General features: G+C 65.9%; 15 protein-coding genes. 6 read left to right on the top strand and 9 right to left on the bottom strand.

Going from position 1 to position 17,386, the window contains the following annotated elements:
• Nucleotides 1-4: 4 nt before the first annotated feature.
• Nucleotides 5-1,090 carry a sigma-54-dependent Fis family transcriptional regulator gene (locus LT40_RS08540; RefSeq protein WP_043188859.1) on the bottom strand — a complete coding sequence of 362 codons (1,086 nt, stop codon included), beginning with the start codon at nt 1,088-1,090 and terminating at the stop codon, nt 5-7.
• A gap of 154 nt (nt 1,091-1,244) precedes the next feature.
• Here LT40_RS08540 and LT40_RS08535 point away from each other — a divergent pair, with 154 nt between their 5' ends.
• Nucleotides 1,245-2,147, top strand: coding sequence for a LysR family transcriptional regulator (locus LT40_RS08535; protein ID WP_043188857.1), 903 nt, complete (start codon nt 1,245-1,247; stop codon nt 2,145-2,147).
• Nucleotides 2,148-2,204: 57 nt separating this feature from the next.
• Here the strand turns inward: LT40_RS08535 and LT40_RS08530 are convergent, their stop codons facing one another.
• Genes LT40_RS08530 through LT40_RS08520 form a run of 3 tightly spaced genes read right to left on the bottom strand, consistent with a single transcriptional unit; the run spans nt 2,205 to nt 5,909 of the window.
• Nucleotides 2,205-2,984: an SDR family NAD(P)-dependent oxidoreductase gene (locus LT40_RS08530; RefSeq protein WP_052393353.1), complete on the bottom strand. Its 780-nt coding sequence runs from the start codon at nt 2,982-2,984 to the stop codon at nt 2,205-2,207.
• A 13-nt stretch (nt 2,985-2,997) separates the two neighbouring features.
• The gene (locus tag LT40_RS08525; protein WP_148308537.1) at nt 2,998-4,881 is read right to left on the bottom strand and encodes a TRAP transporter large permease; all 1,884 of its coding nucleotides are present in this window, start codon (nt 4,879-4,881) and stop codon (nt 2,998-3,000) included.
• Entirely contained in the window at nt 4,878-5,909 is a 1,032-nt protein-coding gene (locus LT40_RS08520) for a TRAP transporter substrate-binding protein (protein WP_043188853.1), read from the bottom strand. The genes LT40_RS08525 and LT40_RS08520 overlap by 4 nt, the downstream gene beginning before the upstream one ends.
• Nucleotides 5,910-6,309: 400 nt before the next feature.
• Between LT40_RS08520 and LT40_RS08515 the strand changes: the two genes are divergently transcribed.
• Genes LT40_RS08515 through LT40_RS08500 form a run of 4 tightly spaced genes read left to right on the top strand, consistent with a single transcriptional unit; the run spans nt 6,310 to nt 10,011 of the window.
• Nucleotides 6,310-7,479, top strand: coding sequence for an acetyl-CoA acetyltransferase (locus tag LT40_RS08515; RefSeq protein WP_043188850.1), 1,170 nt, complete (start codon nt 6,310-6,312; stop codon nt 7,477-7,479).
• Nucleotides 7,476-9,053 (top strand): acyl-CoA synthetase, encoded by a 1,578-nt coding sequence (locus LT40_RS08510; RefSeq protein ID WP_202807710.1) that lies wholly within the window; start codon nt 7,476-7,478, stop codon nt 9,051-9,053. The genes LT40_RS08515 and LT40_RS08510 overlap by 4 nt, the downstream gene beginning before the upstream one ends.
• Complete coding sequence (locus LT40_RS08505; protein WP_043188848.1) at nt 9,053-9,604, top strand: PPC domain-containing DNA-binding protein; 552 nt, start codon at nt 9,053-9,055, stop codon at nt 9,602-9,604. The genes LT40_RS08510 and LT40_RS08505 overlap by 1 nt, the downstream gene beginning before the upstream one ends.
• Nucleotides 9,601-10,011 carry a PPC domain-containing DNA-binding protein gene (locus LT40_RS08500; RefSeq protein ID WP_052393348.1) on the top strand — a complete coding sequence of 137 codons (411 nt, stop codon included), beginning with the start codon at nt 9,601-9,603 and terminating at the stop codon, nt 10,009-10,011. Before LT40_RS08505 ends, LT40_RS08500 begins: the two co-directional genes overlap by 4 nt.
• 239 nt (nt 10,012-10,250) lie before the next feature.
• Here LT40_RS08500 and dld read toward each other — a convergent pair whose 3' ends face one another.
• The 5 genes from dld to LT40_RS08475 form a co-directional block, all read right to left on the bottom strand.
• Nucleotides 10,251-11,933: a D-lactate dehydrogenase gene (dld, locus tag LT40_RS08495; protein ID WP_043188845.1), complete on the bottom strand. Its 1,683-nt coding sequence runs from the start codon at nt 11,931-11,933 to the stop codon at nt 10,251-10,253.
• Entirely contained in the window at nt 11,930-12,346 is a 417-nt protein-coding gene (locus LT40_RS08490) for a RidA family protein (protein WP_043188843.1), read from the bottom strand. Before LT40_RS08490 ends, dld begins: the two co-directional genes overlap by 4 nt.
• Before the next feature lie 65 nt (nt 12,347-12,411).
• Entirely contained in the window at nt 12,412-13,818 is a 1,407-nt protein-coding gene (locus LT40_RS08485) for an efflux transporter outer membrane subunit (RefSeq protein ID WP_052393346.1), read from the bottom strand.
• 1 nt (nt 13,819) lies between these two features.
• A complete protein-coding gene (locus tag LT40_RS08480) occupies nt 13,820-14,860 on the bottom strand; it encodes an HlyD family secretion protein (RefSeq protein WP_043188840.1) in 1,041 nt (346 codons plus the stop codon).
• Nucleotides 14,857-16,407, bottom strand: a complete 1,551-nt coding sequence (locus tag LT40_RS08475) for an MFS transporter (protein WP_420329686.1) — start codon at nt 16,405-16,407, stop codon at nt 14,857-14,859. The genes LT40_RS08480 and LT40_RS08475 overlap by 4 nt, the downstream gene beginning before the upstream one ends.
• Before the next feature lie 74 nt (nt 16,408-16,481).
• Between LT40_RS08475 and LT40_RS08470 the strand changes: the two genes are divergently transcribed.
• Nucleotides 16,482-17,258, top strand: coding sequence for an IclR family transcriptional regulator (locus tag LT40_RS08470; RefSeq protein WP_043188837.1), 777 nt, complete (start codon nt 16,482-16,484; stop codon nt 17,256-17,258).
• The last annotated feature ends 128 nt before the right edge of the window (nt 17,259-17,386 follow it).

The raw sequence follows: 17,386 nt of genomic DNA, 5'->3' as shown, positions 1-17,386 counted from the left end.
GTCTTCAGGCCGGCAGGTAAGCGCCCTGGGCCAGCTGGTCCTTGAGCTGTGGGATACCCAACCGGCGCAGGACTCGGTACAGCGACGGGCGGCAGATACCCAGGGCACGCGCCGCCGCCGACATGTTCCAGCGGCAAGCATTGAGCACGTCGAGTACGTCGGCACGCTCGTCGAGCGGCGCGGCCAGGGTCACCGGACGGCGAATCGGGGTCACGTTGGCAGGTGCGGGCGATGCGGTCGGGCAGCCGTGACCGAGGAAATCCATGGGCAAGTCGGTGCGCTGGATGCGGCTGCCTTCCATCACTGCGCAGGCGTAGCGAATCACCGCACGCATCTGCCGCAAGTTGCCCGGCCAGGGGTGATTGAGCAGCAGTGGCCAGACATCCGAAGCGATGACCTGCCGCGGGTCGCAGCCGGGCAGCTCGCTGGCGACCATGCGGCAGACCAGTTCGGCGCGGTCGGTGCGCTCGCGCAGCGGCGGCAGCTGCACCACGCCGGTGGCGATGCGGTAGAACAGGTCCTCGCGAAAGGCACCCTGCTGGACCAGGCTGGTGAGGTTCTGGTGGGTGGCGCAGATCAGGGCGAAGTCGACCTTGAGGCTGCGCTCTGCGCCCAGCGGAGTGACTTCGCGCTCGGCGATCACCCGCAGCAAGCGGGTTTGCTGTTCGAAAGGCATGTCGCCGATCTCGTCGAGAAACAAGGTGCCGCCGTCGGCCTGCTGAACCTTGCCCTTCTTGCCACAGGGCAGTGCGCCGGAAAAAGCACCGCGCGAGTAGCCGAACAGCTCGCTCTCGATCAGGCTTTCCGGGATGGAGGCGCAATTGAGCGCCACGCACTGGGCCTGCCGGCGCTGGCTGTGAGCATGCAGGGTGCGGGCCAGCACTTCCTTGCCGGTGCCGGTTTCGCCCTGGATGAGCACGGCGATGCCGCGCTCCATCAGGCGCAGGGCGCGGCGAAAGGCCTGGCGTACCTGCGGGTCGCTGTCGTTGGCGATATCGGATTCATACTGCTCGGCTGAAAGCAGTGCGGATGAGGACGGTACGGGCGCAGCAGTCGAAGCACGTGCGGTGTGTTCGCATACAGAAGACATCGGCGTCACCTTTTATTGTTTTATAGCTCGTGACTATCTCGAGGTCTGGCGCTCGTGACGCAAGCCTCGACGCTTTGGCCATTTCACAATACGGCAGGCGAACTTATGTTTTCCAATCCATAATCAGGCACCCACTGATACCTTTGCGAGCATCATGATCGAGCTCAGGCATTTACAGTATTTTCGTGCGCTGGCCGAAACCCTGCACTTCGGTCGCGCGGCGGAGCGGCTGCACATCTCCCAGCCACCGCTATCACGGCAGATCGCGCTGCTGGAAGAAGAGCTGGGGGTGAAGCTGTTCGACCGCTCGCGGCGCCATGTGGAGCTTACCGATGCCGGCCAGCGCTTCTATCTGGACACGGGGACGGTGTTCGCGGCGTTCGAGCAGGCCAAGCGCAATGCGCTGGCGGCGGCGCGTGGCGCGGCAGGCGAGTTGTCGGTGGGCTTCATGATGTCCACGGCCTACAGCGTCACCCCGGCGATCACTCGGCGTTACGCGGCGCAGTATCCGCAAGTGAACCTGAAGCTGACCGAGACCCTGCCCATGGACCTGGCCCAGGACATCAGCAGCGGCAACAAGGACGTAGCGATCATGTACCGGCCCCAGGATTGCAGTGGGCTGGAAACGGTGACCATCTACCGCGAGGAGATGACGGTGGTGCTGCCGCCGGGGCATCGTTTGCTGGAGCAGCCGTTGATCGACCCGCGCGACCTGGCGGCGGAAACCTTCATCATCGTGCCGCGCCGTATCGCCCCTGCCCTGCATGACATGATCGTCAATTATTGCCTGCAACATGGCGTGACGCCGAACGTCGGGCTGGAGATCAACATGCAGCAGACCATCGTCAACCTGGTGGGCGAAGGGCTGGGCATCGCCATCGTGCCGCGCTCGATGCGCAACATGCGCCTGACCACCACCACCTTCCGGCCCCTGGTGGCCCCACCGGTGATCGAAGTGGTCGCGGTGTGGAAAGCCGACAACCACAACCCCTGTATTGCCACCTTCGTGGAAAGCGCAATGCGCGCGAGTGAAGAGGCGACGCTGCAGGATCAGTGAGTCTCAGGTATATCGCAGTGCCCCTTTCGCGGCCGCTGACCGCTCCCACGGGCGAGCTCAGATTTCCAGGATGCCGGACGCCATGTAGCCGCCATCTACTGGGATTACATGACCGCTTATGTAGGAGGCGTCGTCGGAGGCCAGGAAGGCCACCGCGCCGGCCATTTCCGCCGGGGTGCCGTAGCGGCGCATGGGCACGGCGCGGGCGTAGGAGTCGCGGGTGGCGCTGGAGTGCAGGCGCTGGGTCAGGGGTGTATCCACGGGCCCCGGGGCGATGCCATTGACGGTGATGCCGTACTCGGCCAACTCGACCGCCATCTGCCGGGTCAGGCCGATGACCGCGGCCTTTGACGTGCCATAGGCGGTGCGCCCCGTGCTCGCCCGCATGCCGCTGATGGACGCGATGTTGATGATCCGCCCCCAGCCCTGCTCCTTCATCAGGCGCGCCGCCTGCTGGCCGCACAACAGCGCGCCGGTCACGTTGATGTTCAACACCCGTTGCCAGTCGGCCAGGTCGCAGTCCAGAAAGGCCTGGGTCCTGGCGATGCCGGCATTGTTCACCAGCACGTCGCAGCGCGACAGGCCGGCGAACACCTCGGCGATCGACTGCGCATCGCCGATATCGATCACCGCCGCCCGCGCCTCGATCCCCTGGGCGCGCAAACCGGCGACCATCTCTTCGGCAGCGCCGCGGTTGATGTCGGCCACCACCACACTGTGGCCGTCCTCACCCAAACGCTGGGCGATCGCCGCGCCAATGCCCATGGCCGCGCCGGTGATGAAGGCCACCCGGCCCTCGCCGCTCTTGCTGGGAAGCTGTCTGACTGCTTGGCTCATGACCAGGACTCTCTTAGAGGAAACCGATGGAAATCCACGGGAAACAGGCAACGATGACCAGCGCCACGACCAACGCCGCCAGATAGCCCCACACACGGCGGATGACATGGTCGGACGGGGTCTTGCTGATGGCGCAGGCGGCATAGAAACCGACGCCCAAGGGCGGTGCGAACAGGCCGATGCCCATGGCCAGGATCACCACCATGGCGTAGTGCACCGGATGGATGCCGAGCATTTCGGCGAGCGGGAACATCAAGGGCCCGAACAGCACGATGGCTGGAATGCCTTCGAGCACGCTGCCCAGGATCAGGAAGGTCACGATGGTGACGAACATGAAGCCGATGGCGCCGCCTGGAATCTCGCTGATCAGGTCGACCAGATTGGCCGAGAAGCCCGACTGGGTTAGTGCCCAAGCCATCGCCGAGGCCATGCCGATGATCAACAGGATCGCCCCGGACAACGCTGCCGCCTCGATCATCATCGGGTAGACCTTGCGGAACTCGATGTGGCGCATGAACAGGTGCATCACCAAGCCCACCAGCACCACATAGGCCACGCCGATGGTCGAGACTTCGGTAGCCGTGGCCGCACCTTCGAGCACCGCCACGCGGATCAGCAATGGCAAGGCCAGGGCTGGTAGCGCGATCATGAAGGTCTTGGCCACTACCGACATCGGTGCGCGCTTGACCGTGGGCATGGCCTCCTTGCGCGAGCGCCACCAGCAGACGATGGCGATCACCACAGTGGCCACCACCGCCGGCATCAGCCCGCCGATGAACAACGCGGTGATCGAGACACTGCACACCGCGCCGATGGTGATCAGCACCAGGCTCGGCGGAATGGTTTCGGTCATCGCCCCGGTGGCAGCCAGCAAGGCGGCCAGCTCTTCGGGCTCGGAGCCGCGCTTCTTCATTTCCGGAAACAGCGCCGGTGCCACCGCGGCCATGTCGGCCACTTTGGAGCCGGAAATCCCCGACACCAGGAACATGGCGCCAAGCAGCACGTATTGCAGGCCGCCGCGCACATGCCCCAGCAGCGAGGCCATGAAGTCGATGAGGGTGCGGGCCATGCCCGACAGCTGCAGCACCACCCCCAGCAGGACGAACAGCGGGACGGCGAGCAGCACCATGTGCGACATGCCTTCGTCCATGCGCCCGACGACGATGGACAGGGGCGCGTGGGTGGCCAGGGCCAGGTAGGCCATGGTGGCGGTGCCGAAGGCGAAGGCGATCGGGATGCCACCGAAGACGCAGGCGCCTAGCAGCACCAGAAAGAACACCACCAGGTTGTAGTTGCCGATCTCGGCGAGCAGCGGCTGGGCCAGCCACAGCGAGCCGCCGACCACCGCAACCACGGCCACGCCGGCGACGAACTGGCGCAGCGTCGAATAGCGCGCCATTCGCGCGACCGCCGCCAGCAGCATGAGCATGGCGCCGACCGGCAATGCCGCGGCGCGCACCCCGTCGGGGATGCCCAGGGCCGGCGTGGTGATCGCCATCTGCTCATGGGAGTGGACCATCGCCGGGGTGATGATCATGGCCACGAACAACACCACGATGAGCGCCGACAGGGTTTCACTGAAGCCCCGCCAGGCCGGCGGCAGCTTGTTGACCAGCGCCGACATGCGCATGTGCTCGCCCCGATCGAGCGCCAGCACGGCGCCGAACATCGCCAGCCAGATGAACAGCGACGAGGCCAGCTCGTCGGTCCACACCAATGGGTTGTGAAACACGTAGCGCGAGACGACGCCGGCGAGCAGCACGCAGGTCTCGATCAGCATCAAGGCAACGGCAAGCACCTCGACCACGCGCATGGCGCAGCGGTTGAGGCAGGTCAGCGCCCGGGCCGGCAGGCGCATGGCAACGGTTTCGGCCGGCATCGCCTCGGCGCTCATCATGCCAGCTTCCCGGAGTATTTTTCGAGGATGGCCCAGGCAGCGTCACCGAACTTCTCGTGCCAGTCGGCGTAGTAGTTGGCGCTGCGCAGCTTCTCGCGGAACGCCTGCGGCTCGGTGTCGGCCAGCTCCAGGCCTTTTTCCTTGAGGGTGTCGCGGATGCTGCCCTGCAAGGCTGCAAGGTCCGCGCGCTGGCCCATGACGGCGGCATCGACGTGCTTGCGCACCACCGCCTGCACGTCCGCCGGCAGACGGGCGAACGACTTGCTGTTGCCCAGCATCCAGAAACCGTCCCAGACATGGTTGGTCAGCGAGCAGTACTTCTGCACTTCGTAGAGCTTGGCCGAAGAGACCAGGGTCAGCGGATTTTCCTGGCCTTCGACGATGCGCGTCTGCAGGGCCGAATACACCTCGGCGAAGTTGATGCTGGTGGGCGCGGCATCGAACGCCTTGAAGATCGACATGATGATGGGGCTGGGCGGCACGCGCAACTTCATGCCGACCAAGTCTTCTGGCTTGAGCACCGGACGGGTGCTGGTGGTGGTGACGCGGAAGCCGTTGTCCCACATCTTGTCGAAGGCGAACAGGGTTTCGGTCTTGGCGATCTCGCTGCGCACATGGGCGCCCAGATCGCCGTCCATCGCACTCCAGACCTGGTCGTAGTCCTTGAAGGCGAAGCCCACGGCGCTGATCTGCACCGACGGCACCAGGGTGCCGAGGATCACCGGCGACAGGGCGAACATGTCCACCGCGCCGGAGCGCACCTGGGCCAGGGTGTCGGTGTCGCTGCCCAACTGGCTGCTGGGGAACACCTGGATCTGCACCGCGCCGTTGGTTTCTTCCTTGATCGCCTTGGCCATTTCCCGCGCCCGGACGTTCATCGGGTGAATCATGGGCAGGTTGTTGGCGAATTTGAGTTTGAAGTCCGCCGCTTCGCTGCGCGAGCTGAACAAGCCCAGGCCGGTGGCTGCGACCGCAGCCGATGCGAGGGTGGCGGTCTTGATGAAACGGCGGCGCGAGAAATCACTCATTTAGCTCTCCTGACCTTCTTGTTTTTATTGACCAGCTTTCATTCACCGGGCTGCCGGGGCAGGCGCTGGGGTACCGGTAAGAAAGCAAATCGGGTGCCACCCGTGCCCAACCTGCGGAAAAACCGCGCCCATCAGCGTAAAGCGGACAGCAAGCTGCTGTTTTACCTGAACAAACTTGTACCGACGTGAATGTATCTGCAGATGTCACGCGCCAAGCCCCGCCCTGCTGGGTGTAACAGGTGTCTCCCTCAGGTGTCGCCCACCATCGACAAAGCGACACCTGGGGCGACACCCGACGTCTGCGGGGTAACAGCCAACCCGCCAGCAGCAGGGGTTTGCGGGCCTTGGCACCGCTCTTGCTATCGACCCTGGCAAACAACATCAATCGAGGAAACACCTCATGGGTTCGCCAGTCATCAGCGGTTGGTACCACTCCCCCTTCGGCAAGTTCGACCAGCTCGACCCCGAGCAGATGATGGCCGATGCAGCCGTGGCGGCGCTCGAACATGCCGGGCTGGACGCCGAACAGATCGATTCGGTCCACGTCGGCCATTTCAATGCCGGCTTTCTGTATCAGGACTTTCCCTCCGCGCTGCTCGCCAACCATATTCCGGCCTTGCGCTTCACCCCGTCGGTGCGCCTGGAAAACGCCTGCTCCACCGGCTCTGCAGCCATCCATTCGGCGCTGCAGGCGGTGCTCTCCGGCCAGGCTCGCCACGCACTGGTGGTCGGCTTCGAGAAAATGAACACACTGCCCACCGACGAGGTTGGCAAGATCCTGCTCAAATGCTGCTACGCCAAGGAGGAAGCGCAGATCGAAGGCGGCTTCGCCGGGGTGTTCGGCACCATCGCCCAGACCTACTTCGACCGCTACGGCGACCAGTCCGACGCGCTGGCGATGATCGCCGCGAAGAACCACGCCAACGGCGCGCTGAACCCCTACGCCCACATGCGCCGCGACCTGGGCTACGAATTTTGCCGCGAGCCGTCGGCGAAAAACCCGTTCGTGGCCGGGCCGCTCAAGCGCACCGACTGCTCGCTGATCACCGACGGCGCTGCCGCGCTGGTCATCAGCCGCGACGACCACGCGCCTGGCCGCGGCCAAGCGATCACCTTCAGGGCAGCGGTGCAGGTCAACGACTACCTGCCGCTGTCGCGCCGCGACCCGACCGTCTTCGAAGGTGCCGCCCGGGCCTGGCAGCAAGCGCTGGGCACCGCCAACCTGAGCCTGGCCGACCTGTCGCTGGTGGAAACCCACGACTGCTTCACCATTGCCGAACTGCTCGAATACGAGGCCATGGGCCTGGCCGAACGCGGCCAGGGCGCGCGGGTGATCGCCGAGGGCATCAGCCGCAAGGACGGCCGACTGCCGATCAACCCCTCCGGCGGGCTCAAGTCCAAGGGCCACCCGATCGGCGCCACCGGGGTGTCGATGCACGTGATGGCGGCCATGCAGCTCAGCGGTCAGGCCGGCGACATGCAACTGGCCAAGGCCGACCGTGCCGGGGTGTTCAACATGGGCGGCGCGGCGGTGACCAACTACGTGAGCATTCTGGAGCGCGTGCAATGACCGGCATCGACAACGTGATGAACCTGGGCGAACTGCTCAACCAGATCGCCCGGCGCTACCCCGATGCGCCGGGCTTCATTCGCGGCGACCAGGTCCACACCTGGCGAAGCATTTCGCAACGGGTCGACAGCGTCGCCACCGCCTTGCGCGCCCGCGGGCTGGGCAAGGGCGACAAGTTGCTGGTGCATTCGCGCAACAACTTGCCGCTGTTCGAGAGCGCCTGGGTGGCGTTTCGCCTGGGCGCGGTGTGGGTGCCGACCAACGTGCGCATCACCCCGCCCGAGGCTGCCTACCTGGGCAGTTCCAGCGGCGCGGTGGCCATGCTCTACGATGAGGGGCTGGCGCATTACGTGGACGCGGTGCGCGCCGAGTCGCCGGCATTGCGGCAGGTGATCGCCATCGGTGAACCACGCGCCGGCGAGCTGAGCTATGGGCAACTGCTCGACGAAGGCGCGCCACACGCCAGCACGTTCCGCGCCGCCGACGTCAATTACCATGACCCGCTGTGGTTCTTCTACACCTCCGGCACCACCGGCCATCCCAAGGCCGGCGTACTCACCCACGGGCAGATGGCCTTCGTGGTCAACAACCACATCGCCGACCTGATGCCCGGCCTCAGCCAGCATTCGCGCTCGCTGGTGCTAGCGCCGCTGTCCCATGGCGCCGGCATCCACGCCCTGGTCAACGTGGCGCGTGGCGCCGCCTGCGTGCTGCCGGCCAGCGACCGCCTGGACTGCGACGAAGCCTGGCGCCTGGTGCAGGAGCACCGCGTGGACAACCTGTTCACCGTGCCGACCATCGTCAAGATGCTCACCGAAGACCCGGCCGTGGACCGCTACGACCACAGCAGCCTGCGTCATGTGATCTACGCGGGGGCGCCGATGTACCGCGCCGATCAGTGCCACGCCCTGCGCAAGCTGGGCAAGGTGCTGGTGCAGTATTACGGCCTGGGCGAAGTCACCGGCAACATTACCGTGCTGCCCGCCGATTGCCACGACGCCGAGGACTCGCCCGCCGCCAAGGTCGGCAGTTGCGGCTATCCGCGCACGGGCATGCAGGTGGCCATTCTCGACGACGCCGGCAACGAGCTGGCCACCGGCGAGGACGGCGAGATCTGCGTGCGCGGGCCGGCCGTGTTCAGCGGCTACTACAACAACCCGGCAGCCAACGCCAGTTGCTTCAAGCACGGCTGGTTCCACACCGGCGACCTGGGCCATGTCGACGAGCACGGTTACCTGTTCATCACCGGCAGGGCCTCGGACATGTACATTTCCGGTGGCTCCAACGTCTACCCGCGCGAGGTCGAGGAAGCGCTGCTCACCCACCCGGCGGTCAACGAGGTGGCCGTGCTGGGCATGCCGGACGAGAAATGGGGCGAGTGCGGTTGCGCTGTGATCGTCACCACCGGCCAGGTCAGCGACGAACAGTTGCTGGCGCACCTGGAGCCGCGCCTGGCCCGCTACAAATGGCCCAAGCGATTCGTGCGCTGGGAGGACATGCCCAAGTCCGGCTACGGCAAGATCGTCAAGAAGCAGATCCGCGCGTTGCTGCAGGAACGCGAGGAGGCAGCCTGATGAACCCTCATTTCGAACAGCGCGACGGTGTGCGGGTCTTCGTCCACGGCGGGCCGGCGCAGCAGCCGCGGCGCCTGGATCGCAGCGTGGCGCAGGGTGAAGAGCTGCGCATCGTGCTGCCCCTGGCCTGCAACGTCGCCGACGGCGTGCTCGCGGCCCTGCGCGGACGTCGCTACGGCAGCGCGGTGGGTCGCATTCTCTGCGGTGGCGCGGCGCACCTGAGCTACCACCGCATGGTGGTCACCGACAAGGCGCAACGGCCCTACGACTACGGTGCACCGGTGGTGCTGGACGGCTACATCACCTTCATCAGCGGTGCGATCACCGTCGGCCGCGATGCGCAGAACCAACCGTTGCTGCATTGCCACGCCGGGTTTCTGGACCGCGACGGCCAGCAGCACGGCGGCCATCTGGTGCTGGACAAACTGGTGGTCGGCAGCGAAAACCTGGTGATCCGCCTGTGCCTGTTCGATCACGTCGCTTACCAATCGCAGCCCGACGCCGAAACCCATTTCAGCCTGTTGCACCCGATCGATCAGGAGGCCTCATGAACGCCAGTGCCGTACTCGAACCCGAGCTGTCCGCTTCAACCGTGCAGACCGGTCGCCTGGGGCGGCTGGTGGTGGCGAGGCTCAAGCCCAACGAAGACATCGTCGACAGTGCCGAAGCCCTGTGCGCCAGCCACGGCATCGAACTGGCAGTGATTCGCGGCGGGTTGGGCAGCCTGATCGACGCGAACCTGGGCTACCTGGGCCGACACGGCATGAAGACCCTGGCCGTACCGGGCCCCGGCGTCGAGATCCTCAGCATCAGTGGCGAAATCGTCATCGGCGACAGTCGCCTGCAGGCCGTGGTCGCGGACGCCGACGGCAACATCTTTGCCGGACGCCTGGAGCGCGGCCGCAACCTGTCGTTCATCACCGTGGAACTGACCTTGCAGGAGTGGCTGCCGGACTGAATCGGCGGCAATCCCCTGGACAAGACACAGCCCTGTGCAAGAAGCAGTGGAGACCTGTGGGAGCGGGGCGGGCGGCTGAGCCTTCTATCCGCGAAGGGGACGCCGCGGTCGACCAGATGCACCGCGTCGAGCCCTTCGCGGGCAGAGCCCGCTCCCACAAGAAACGGCGGTACCACCGTGAACAAGAAACAACGGTGACCCTGTGGGAGCGGGTTCTACCCGCGAAAGGGACGCCGCAGTCATTCCTGCCAGTGGCGGCACTTGGAGGTCTGGCCGACGCCCGGATTGAAGGCGTTGCAGGGGTCCAGTTGCTGATAGAAGGCCTTGAGCGCCGGCTTGGCCGGGTATAGATGGCCGACGTTGTGCTCGGCCGGATACTCCGCGCCGCGCTCATCGAGCAGCGCCCACATGCGATGCTCCACCGCCAGACAATCGCTGCCCTTGCGCAGGATGTAGTCCTGGTGGAATACGTGGCAGAAGAAATGCCCATAGTAGAGCTTGACGATCATCTGCCGCTCGATGTCGTCGGGCAGCGTCTCGAACCACTGTCGATCGTTACGCGCCAGGGCGATGTCCAGCGCCACGATGTCTTCCACCTCGCGGTCGTGCACGGCGCGGTAACGCACTGCGGCGCCCGCGGCAGCGAAGCGGTGGAGAAAGGCCTTGCTGCCCTCCTCTGCGGTACAGCGGAAGAAATCACCGTCGCGCCCGGCGAACAGTTCCTCCAATAGTTTCTGCGTCGGCTCCACCGAGCCGGCCGATACCTTGACCATCAGGTAGTGCTCGTAGCGCCGGCGAAAGTCGCGGATGCGCGGCGGCAGGTGGTCGGGAAAGCAGCGCGCGGCCACTTGCAGCACCCGGTCGGCGAGGTTCGCGCGCAGCCAGGGAAAACGCTTGAGGAAGGTGTCGGCGCGGCTCTTCAAGGCAAACAGCTTGGGCAGGCGCTGGGTGCCCAGGTGGTGGATCATCAGAAACGTGTCCTTGCCGTATTCGGCGGCCACGTCGTAGGCGTCGCGGTGCATGTACTCGCCGGCAATCGGCAGCTCGTCGAAGTGTTCGAGCATGTGCCGGCGAATCTGCGTGAGGTCGGCGGTGTCGTTGCTGCCAATGTAGAACACGGCGGTGTCGCGCTCGGCGGCGAAGGTGTCCAGGCGCACGGCGAACACCGCCAGCTTGCCGGCACTGCCACTGGCTTCGTGCAAGCGCTGGTGGTCGGCATTGAAACGCGCGGGGGTGGGCGCATCGACCTCGCGCACATAGGCCGCATAGCCATGGTCGGAACCCAGCCCGGCGTCGGCCTGGATGTCGGCGGCGGTGTAGCGCTGCGCGTCGAGGTTGCCCAGAATCTGCTCGGGCGTATCGCCCAGTTCGACGCCCAGGTGGTTGACCAGTTGCAAGGTGCCGTCAGCGCCGAGCTGGGCGTACACCGCCATCTGCGTGTAGGCCGGTCCGCGGCGCACCAGCGAGCCGCCTGAATTGTTGCAGACGCCGCCGAACACCGACGCGCCGATGCAGGATGAACCGATCACCGAATGGGGCTCGCGGCCCAGCGGCTTGAGGACCTTTTCCAGCTGATCGAGGGTGGAACCGGGGAAGCAGATGACCTGACGGCCCTCCTCGATCACGTGCACCGTGCGCATGCGCAAGGTGCTGATGATCACCACATCGCGGTCGTAGCCGCCGTCGGGGGTGGAGCCACCGGTCAGGCCGGTGTTGGCCGCCTGCATGATGACGATCACATCGGCCGCCACGCAGGCCTTGACCACCTGCCACTGCTCCAGCAGCGAGCCGGGACGGACCACCGCCAGCGCGGCGCCGCTGCCGAAGCGGAAGCCCTGGCGAAAGCGTTCGGTCTCGGCCGACTCGGTGAGGACATGGGTAGCGCCGACAATGCCGCGCAGAGCGCTGATCAACTCGCTCATTGCGGCATCACCGCTACCGCATCGACTTCGATAAGCATGCCGTCCAGGGCCAGGCGCGGCACCGGGATCAAGGTGCAGGCAGGCGTCATGGCATCGCCCCAGGCCTCGCGCAGGGTGTCGCTCCAGAGGGCCAGGCGCTCATGGTCATGGTCGACGATCAGCACGGTGAGCTTGGCGACGTGGCAGTAATCGGCACCGGCGCAGGCCAGTGCGGTGCGCAGGTTGGCCAGGGCCTGCCCGGCCTGCAGCTGGAAGTCCGGGGAAATGCTGCTGTCCAGGCTTTCACCGCCTTGGCCGGCGATGAACAACAACTTGCTGCCGCCAGCGACCTCGGCCACATGGGAGTAACCATAGGGCGCCGGGTCGAAAAGGCCGGGCGGGTTGCTGAGCTTGAGCGGGACGTGGTCGGGCATGGGCAGGCTCCTGTTGGCTGACAGACCTTACCCTAGCACGGCTTGCCGGGGGCATCGCGGCTTCTTCAGGCGTCTTTTGGCCAGCCCCCACCCAGGGCCCGATACAGCCGCACACGGTCGATCGCCGCGGCGGTAGCGCTGTCGACTAGTTGGCTTTGCGTGGCCAGCAGCGCGCGCTGCACACCGAGCACGTTGATGAAGTCCGTAGCGCCTTGGTTGTAGCGGTCGCGGGCAGTGCCCAAGGCCACGGTGTTCTGCCGCACCGCTTCGCCCAAAGCGGCATGGTGCTGCTGTTCGGCAGCGTAATCGCTCATGGCGTCGTCGACCTCGTGCCAGGCGGCCAGCACTACACGTTGGTAGTCCAGCGCAGCTTCCTGCTGCTGATGCTCGCGCAGCTCCAGGGTGCCGGTCAGGCGTCCGCCCTGGAAGATCGGCAGGTACAGGCTGGGGCCGAACGACCAACTGCGCGAATCCCAACTGCCCAGGTCCGAGCCGGCCAAGGCCTGGGAGCCGAAGCTGGCGCCCAGGCTGACGCGCGGGTAGAAGTCTGCCTTGGCCACGCCGATGGCCGCGGTGGCACGGTGCAGGGCCGCTTCGCTGCGCTGGATGTCGGGCCTGCGCTGGGCCAGTTCCGAGGGCAAGCCCATGGGCACGTCCGGTGCGGGATCGGGAATGGCCCGCGGTGTGCGCAACTCGTCGGCCAGGGCCCGTGGCGGTTCGGCCAGCAGGTAGCTGAGCGCGTTGATCAAGCGGTCCTGCTGCGCCTGCAGCACGGGCAGCGAGGCTTCGATGGTGGCCACCAGCGCGGCGGCGTTGGCGGTGTCCAGGTTGGTGGTGACGCCGTTCTCGTAGCGGGTCTGGGTCAGGCGCTGGCTCTGCCGGGCGATCTCCAGGTTTTCCCGTGCCACGGCCAGGCGTGCCTGCACGCCGCGCAGGCGAATGTAGTCGGTGGCGGTACGCGCCGCGATGCTCAGGCCGACCGCGTCGCGCTGGGCCTGGCTGAACTGCACGTCGGCCTCGGCCATCTCGACGCTGCGCTGGACGTGGCCCCACAGGTCCACCTCCCAACTGGCATCGAGCGCCCCGCTCCACAGCTCGAACGGCGCCCGGCCGTTCTGCCCGGACGGGTCGTTCAACCCTTCGCCGCTGTTGCGCTCGCGCTGGTAACCACCGCGCGCGCTGAGCCCCGGCAACTGCTCGCTGCCGCTGACCTGGCGCAGGGCCTGGCTCTGCTGCACGCGGTTGGCCGCCGAGCGGATATCCAGATTGGCCTTGGCGGCGCGGGTGACCAGCGCGGTCAGTTGCGGGTCGCCCAGTTGCTGCCACCAGGCGGTGTCCAGCGCCGCGTCGGCGCGGGTGCCGGCGCGGTCCTGCCACTGCGCAGGCAGCGCCGCCTGGGGCCGCTGAAAGTCCGGCCCGACGCTGCAGGCGGCGACGCTGCTCAGGGCCAGGGCAAGCAATGCACGTTTCATCTCAGGGCTCCTGGGTGGTATCGACCGACGCGATGACCGACAGGCCCACGCGCAGACGGTCCAGATGGGGCTGATCGGCCTCGAACACCACCTTGACCGGGATGCGCTGGACCACCTTGGTGAAGTTGCCGGTGGCGTTGTCCGGACTGATCTGCGCGAACGACAGACCGGTGGCCGGCGCAACGCTGTCGATGTGACCCTGAAAAATCTGGTCGGGAATGCTGTCGACTTGAATGTCCACGCGCTGATTGGCGTGCATGTGCGCCAGTTGCGTCTCGCGGAAGTTGGCGACCACGAACGCCTCGTGCAGCGGCACCAGGGCCAACAGGGGCCGACCAGGTGCGACATAGGCGCCGACGCGCACCGAGCGCTGGCCGATCATGCCGTCGACCGGTGCCAGAATCTGTGTGTAGGACAGGTTCAGCTCGGCCTGCTCCAGCGCCGAGCGGTCCTTGTCCAGCGCTGCTTGGGCCACTTCCAGCTCGGCCTTGAGCACATCCAGGGTACGCTGCGCTGCAACGCGCGACGCGGCATCGCGGTCACGCGAGGCTTCCCAGCCCTGCAACTCGGCCTCGGCCTTCTGCCGCTCTTCCTGGGTGCCGGCGCCAGCGTTGGACAGGTTGCGGTAACGCTGGGCGTTGGCCTGGGCGAACTTCAGCGACGCGGCCGTCGCGCGGGTCGCGGCACTGGTCTGGTCGATCACAGCCGCCTGACGCTCGATGCTGGCGCGCAGGTTCTTCACCTGTGCCTGTGCCGCACTGACGTCGGCGCGGGCGGCTGCCACCGATGCACGGTAGTCGCGCGGGTCCAGGCGCGCGAGCAACTGCCCTGCCTTGACCGACTGGTTGTCCTGCACTAGCACCTCGGTGACCACCCCGGCCACCCGCGGCGCTACCAGTACCGAGTCGGCACGAATGTAGGCGTCATCGGTGCGCTGCAGACCATCGCTGTGCAGCACGTGGTACAGGCCATAGGCAGCGCAGACGAAGATGGCCGCGACAATGAGGGAGACGGCGGTTCGGTGTTTGGTGGCAGGTGTCATGACGGTACCGGAGGTTGCGGTGGATAGGCACGTTTGGGCAGGGTGGCGAGTACCACCAGCAGCACGGCGATGAAGGCCAGCAGTGCCAGAAACGCGTCGCTGTAGCTGAGCACGAACGCCTGGGCGCGCACGCGGCCGGCCAGTTCGGCGGCCGGTTCGCCGTAGAGCGGCAACAGGCTCTGGTAGCTGTTGCCGACCTGGTCGAGCAAGGTGTTGGAATGCAGGTGCTCACGGGCGGTGACGAAATTTTCCAGCACCACCCCTGCTACCACCGACGACAAACCACGCAGGGTATTGACCATCGACGAGGCGAACGGCCCTTCCAGTGGATGGATCACGCCGGTGGCGATCATCAGCAACGGCACCACCACCATCGGCTGGCCGAAGGTGTGCAAGGCCTGTAACAGGTAGAAGTCGTCGCGAATCCATTCGCCGGTGAGCTGCGAGCCACCCAGCAGCGCCAGGGTCAGCAGGCCGAAACCAGCGGCCATCACGTAGCGTGCGTCCACCCAGTTGCGGTTGATGACGAACGCCACCAGCGGCGCGATCAGCAACTGCGGCAAGGCGATGCACAGCGCAGTGGGCATGGTCTGCAACGGCCGGTAGCCCTGGATGTGGGTCAGGTAGCCTGCGGGAATCGCACTGCCGGCCATGCCAACGAAGAGGAACAGGCACAGCGTGGTGATGCCGAAGGCGAAGTTGCGCCGCCCCAGCAACTGCAGTTTGAACAGCGGCAGTGGATGAAACCATTCGTTGAGCAGAAACAGCGGCAGGCACACCCCGGCACCGATCAGCAGCGAGGCGATCAAGGGCGACTCGAGCCAGTCCAGCCGTTCGCCCTGGGTCAAACCGACGATCAGCATGCTCAGGCCGGCCGTGCCCAGCAACGCGCCGCGCCAATCGGCCTGCTTGAAGCGCTCCAGGCGCAAAGGGTCCTGAGGCAGGCCATAGGCAATGCAGGCGCCGCCGATCAGGCACGCCGGGATGATCTGCCAGAACACCAGGCGCCAGTCGCTGCCCTCGGTCCACAAGGCGGCCAGCGGCATCGCCAGGTTGGGGCCGAACGTGGCCGTGAGCGCATAGGCCGACAGCCCGTACAATTTGATGTGCCACGGCAGAAACCGCAGGGCGGCGGTCATCAGCAGCGGCGGCAGCGCGCCCCCGGCCAGGCCCTGAAGCACGCGCAACACCAGCAGGCTTTCCAGGTTGGGCGCGAACGGGCACAGTGCGCCGAAGCCGGCGAACGCCACCGTGACCACGATGGCGAAGCGGCGCAGGGAAAAAGTCACTGCCAACCAGGGCGCCAGGAGCATCGCCGACACTTCGGCCGCTGCATAGGCAGAGCTGATCCAACTGCCTTCATCGTGGCCGTAGCCATAGATGCCCAGCAGGTCGGCCAGGGTGATATCGGTGACCCGGTCGTTGATGCCAGACGTCAAGGCGGCGATCAGCACGCCGACCAGCCCAATGGCTAGACGCCAGCCGAACGGCGCCGGACCGGGAGGAGAAGAAGGTGGGGACACGAAATGAACCTGCTTGCTGCGAATGACGGGTAACAAATTATTGCGAACTGCTGAATTCCGATACAATGTACCGATCAGTGATACAAAAGGCAAATTCTATGAGCAGCGACAATGATCGTAACGGTATTCAGGTCATCTCTCGGGCGGCAGCCATCCTGCGCTGTCTGGAAAGCGAACCGGACGGTCTGAGCCTGGGCGCCATCGCCAAGCGCATCGACCTGCCCCGCTCCACGGTCCAGCGCCTGGTCGACGCACTGGCCCATGAAGAGCTGCTCAAGGTCCAGGGTGCCGGCGGCGTATGCCTGGGCCCGGCGTTGATGCGCCTGGCGTCCAACAGCCACGTCGATATCATTCAGCAAGTGCGCCCCTATATGGAGGCGTTGACCGAGCGAACCGGGGAAACCTCCGTGCTGGTCAACCGCAACGGTACCCACCTGATGCTGCTGCACTCGGTGGTGTCGCCGCAGCCATTACGTGTAGCGCCTTCTTCGGGGAGCTTCCTCAGCGTCTACGCGACCTCGGGCGGCAAGGCGTTGTTGGCCAAGATGAGCGACGAGGCCGTGGTACAGTTGCTCGGCCCGGTGCTGGAACCGTTGACGCCGAGCACGCCAGACCTGCCCCGCCTGCTCGAACAACTCGCCGAGGTTCGCGACCGGGGCTATGCCTGCGACTCCGACGAGCACATGATAGGTGTGGGCGCCATGGCCGTGGCCTTGCAAACCTCGCAAGGTCAGTACGCCCTGGCCCTGGTGGGTCCGGTATGGCGGGTCGAGGCGCAGCACGAGGTGTTCCGCAAGGCGCTGTCCGACACCCGCAACGCCATGGCGGGTGTTTTGAGCGCTGGCCTGCGCGCCAGCCCGGCGTCGTCAATCTGAAACAAAATGCCACTATCTTGATTGGAGCCAACGTCGAACAAACTGGCAAGATCGCACTCAGAGAGTCGCCCCTGCCACTGGATAACAGGCAGGAAAAATAAAGACAGGGAGAGCCCAGGCGCGTGCAT

It is taken from the genome of Pseudomonas rhizosphaerae (genome assembly GCF_000761155.1).
GTDB lineage: Bacteria > Pseudomonadota > Gammaproteobacteria > Pseudomonadales > Pseudomonadaceae > Aquipseudomonas > Aquipseudomonas rhizosphaerae.
Note: the sequence above shows the minus strand (reverse complement) of the source record. Positions and strands in the feature narration are given on the sequence as shown.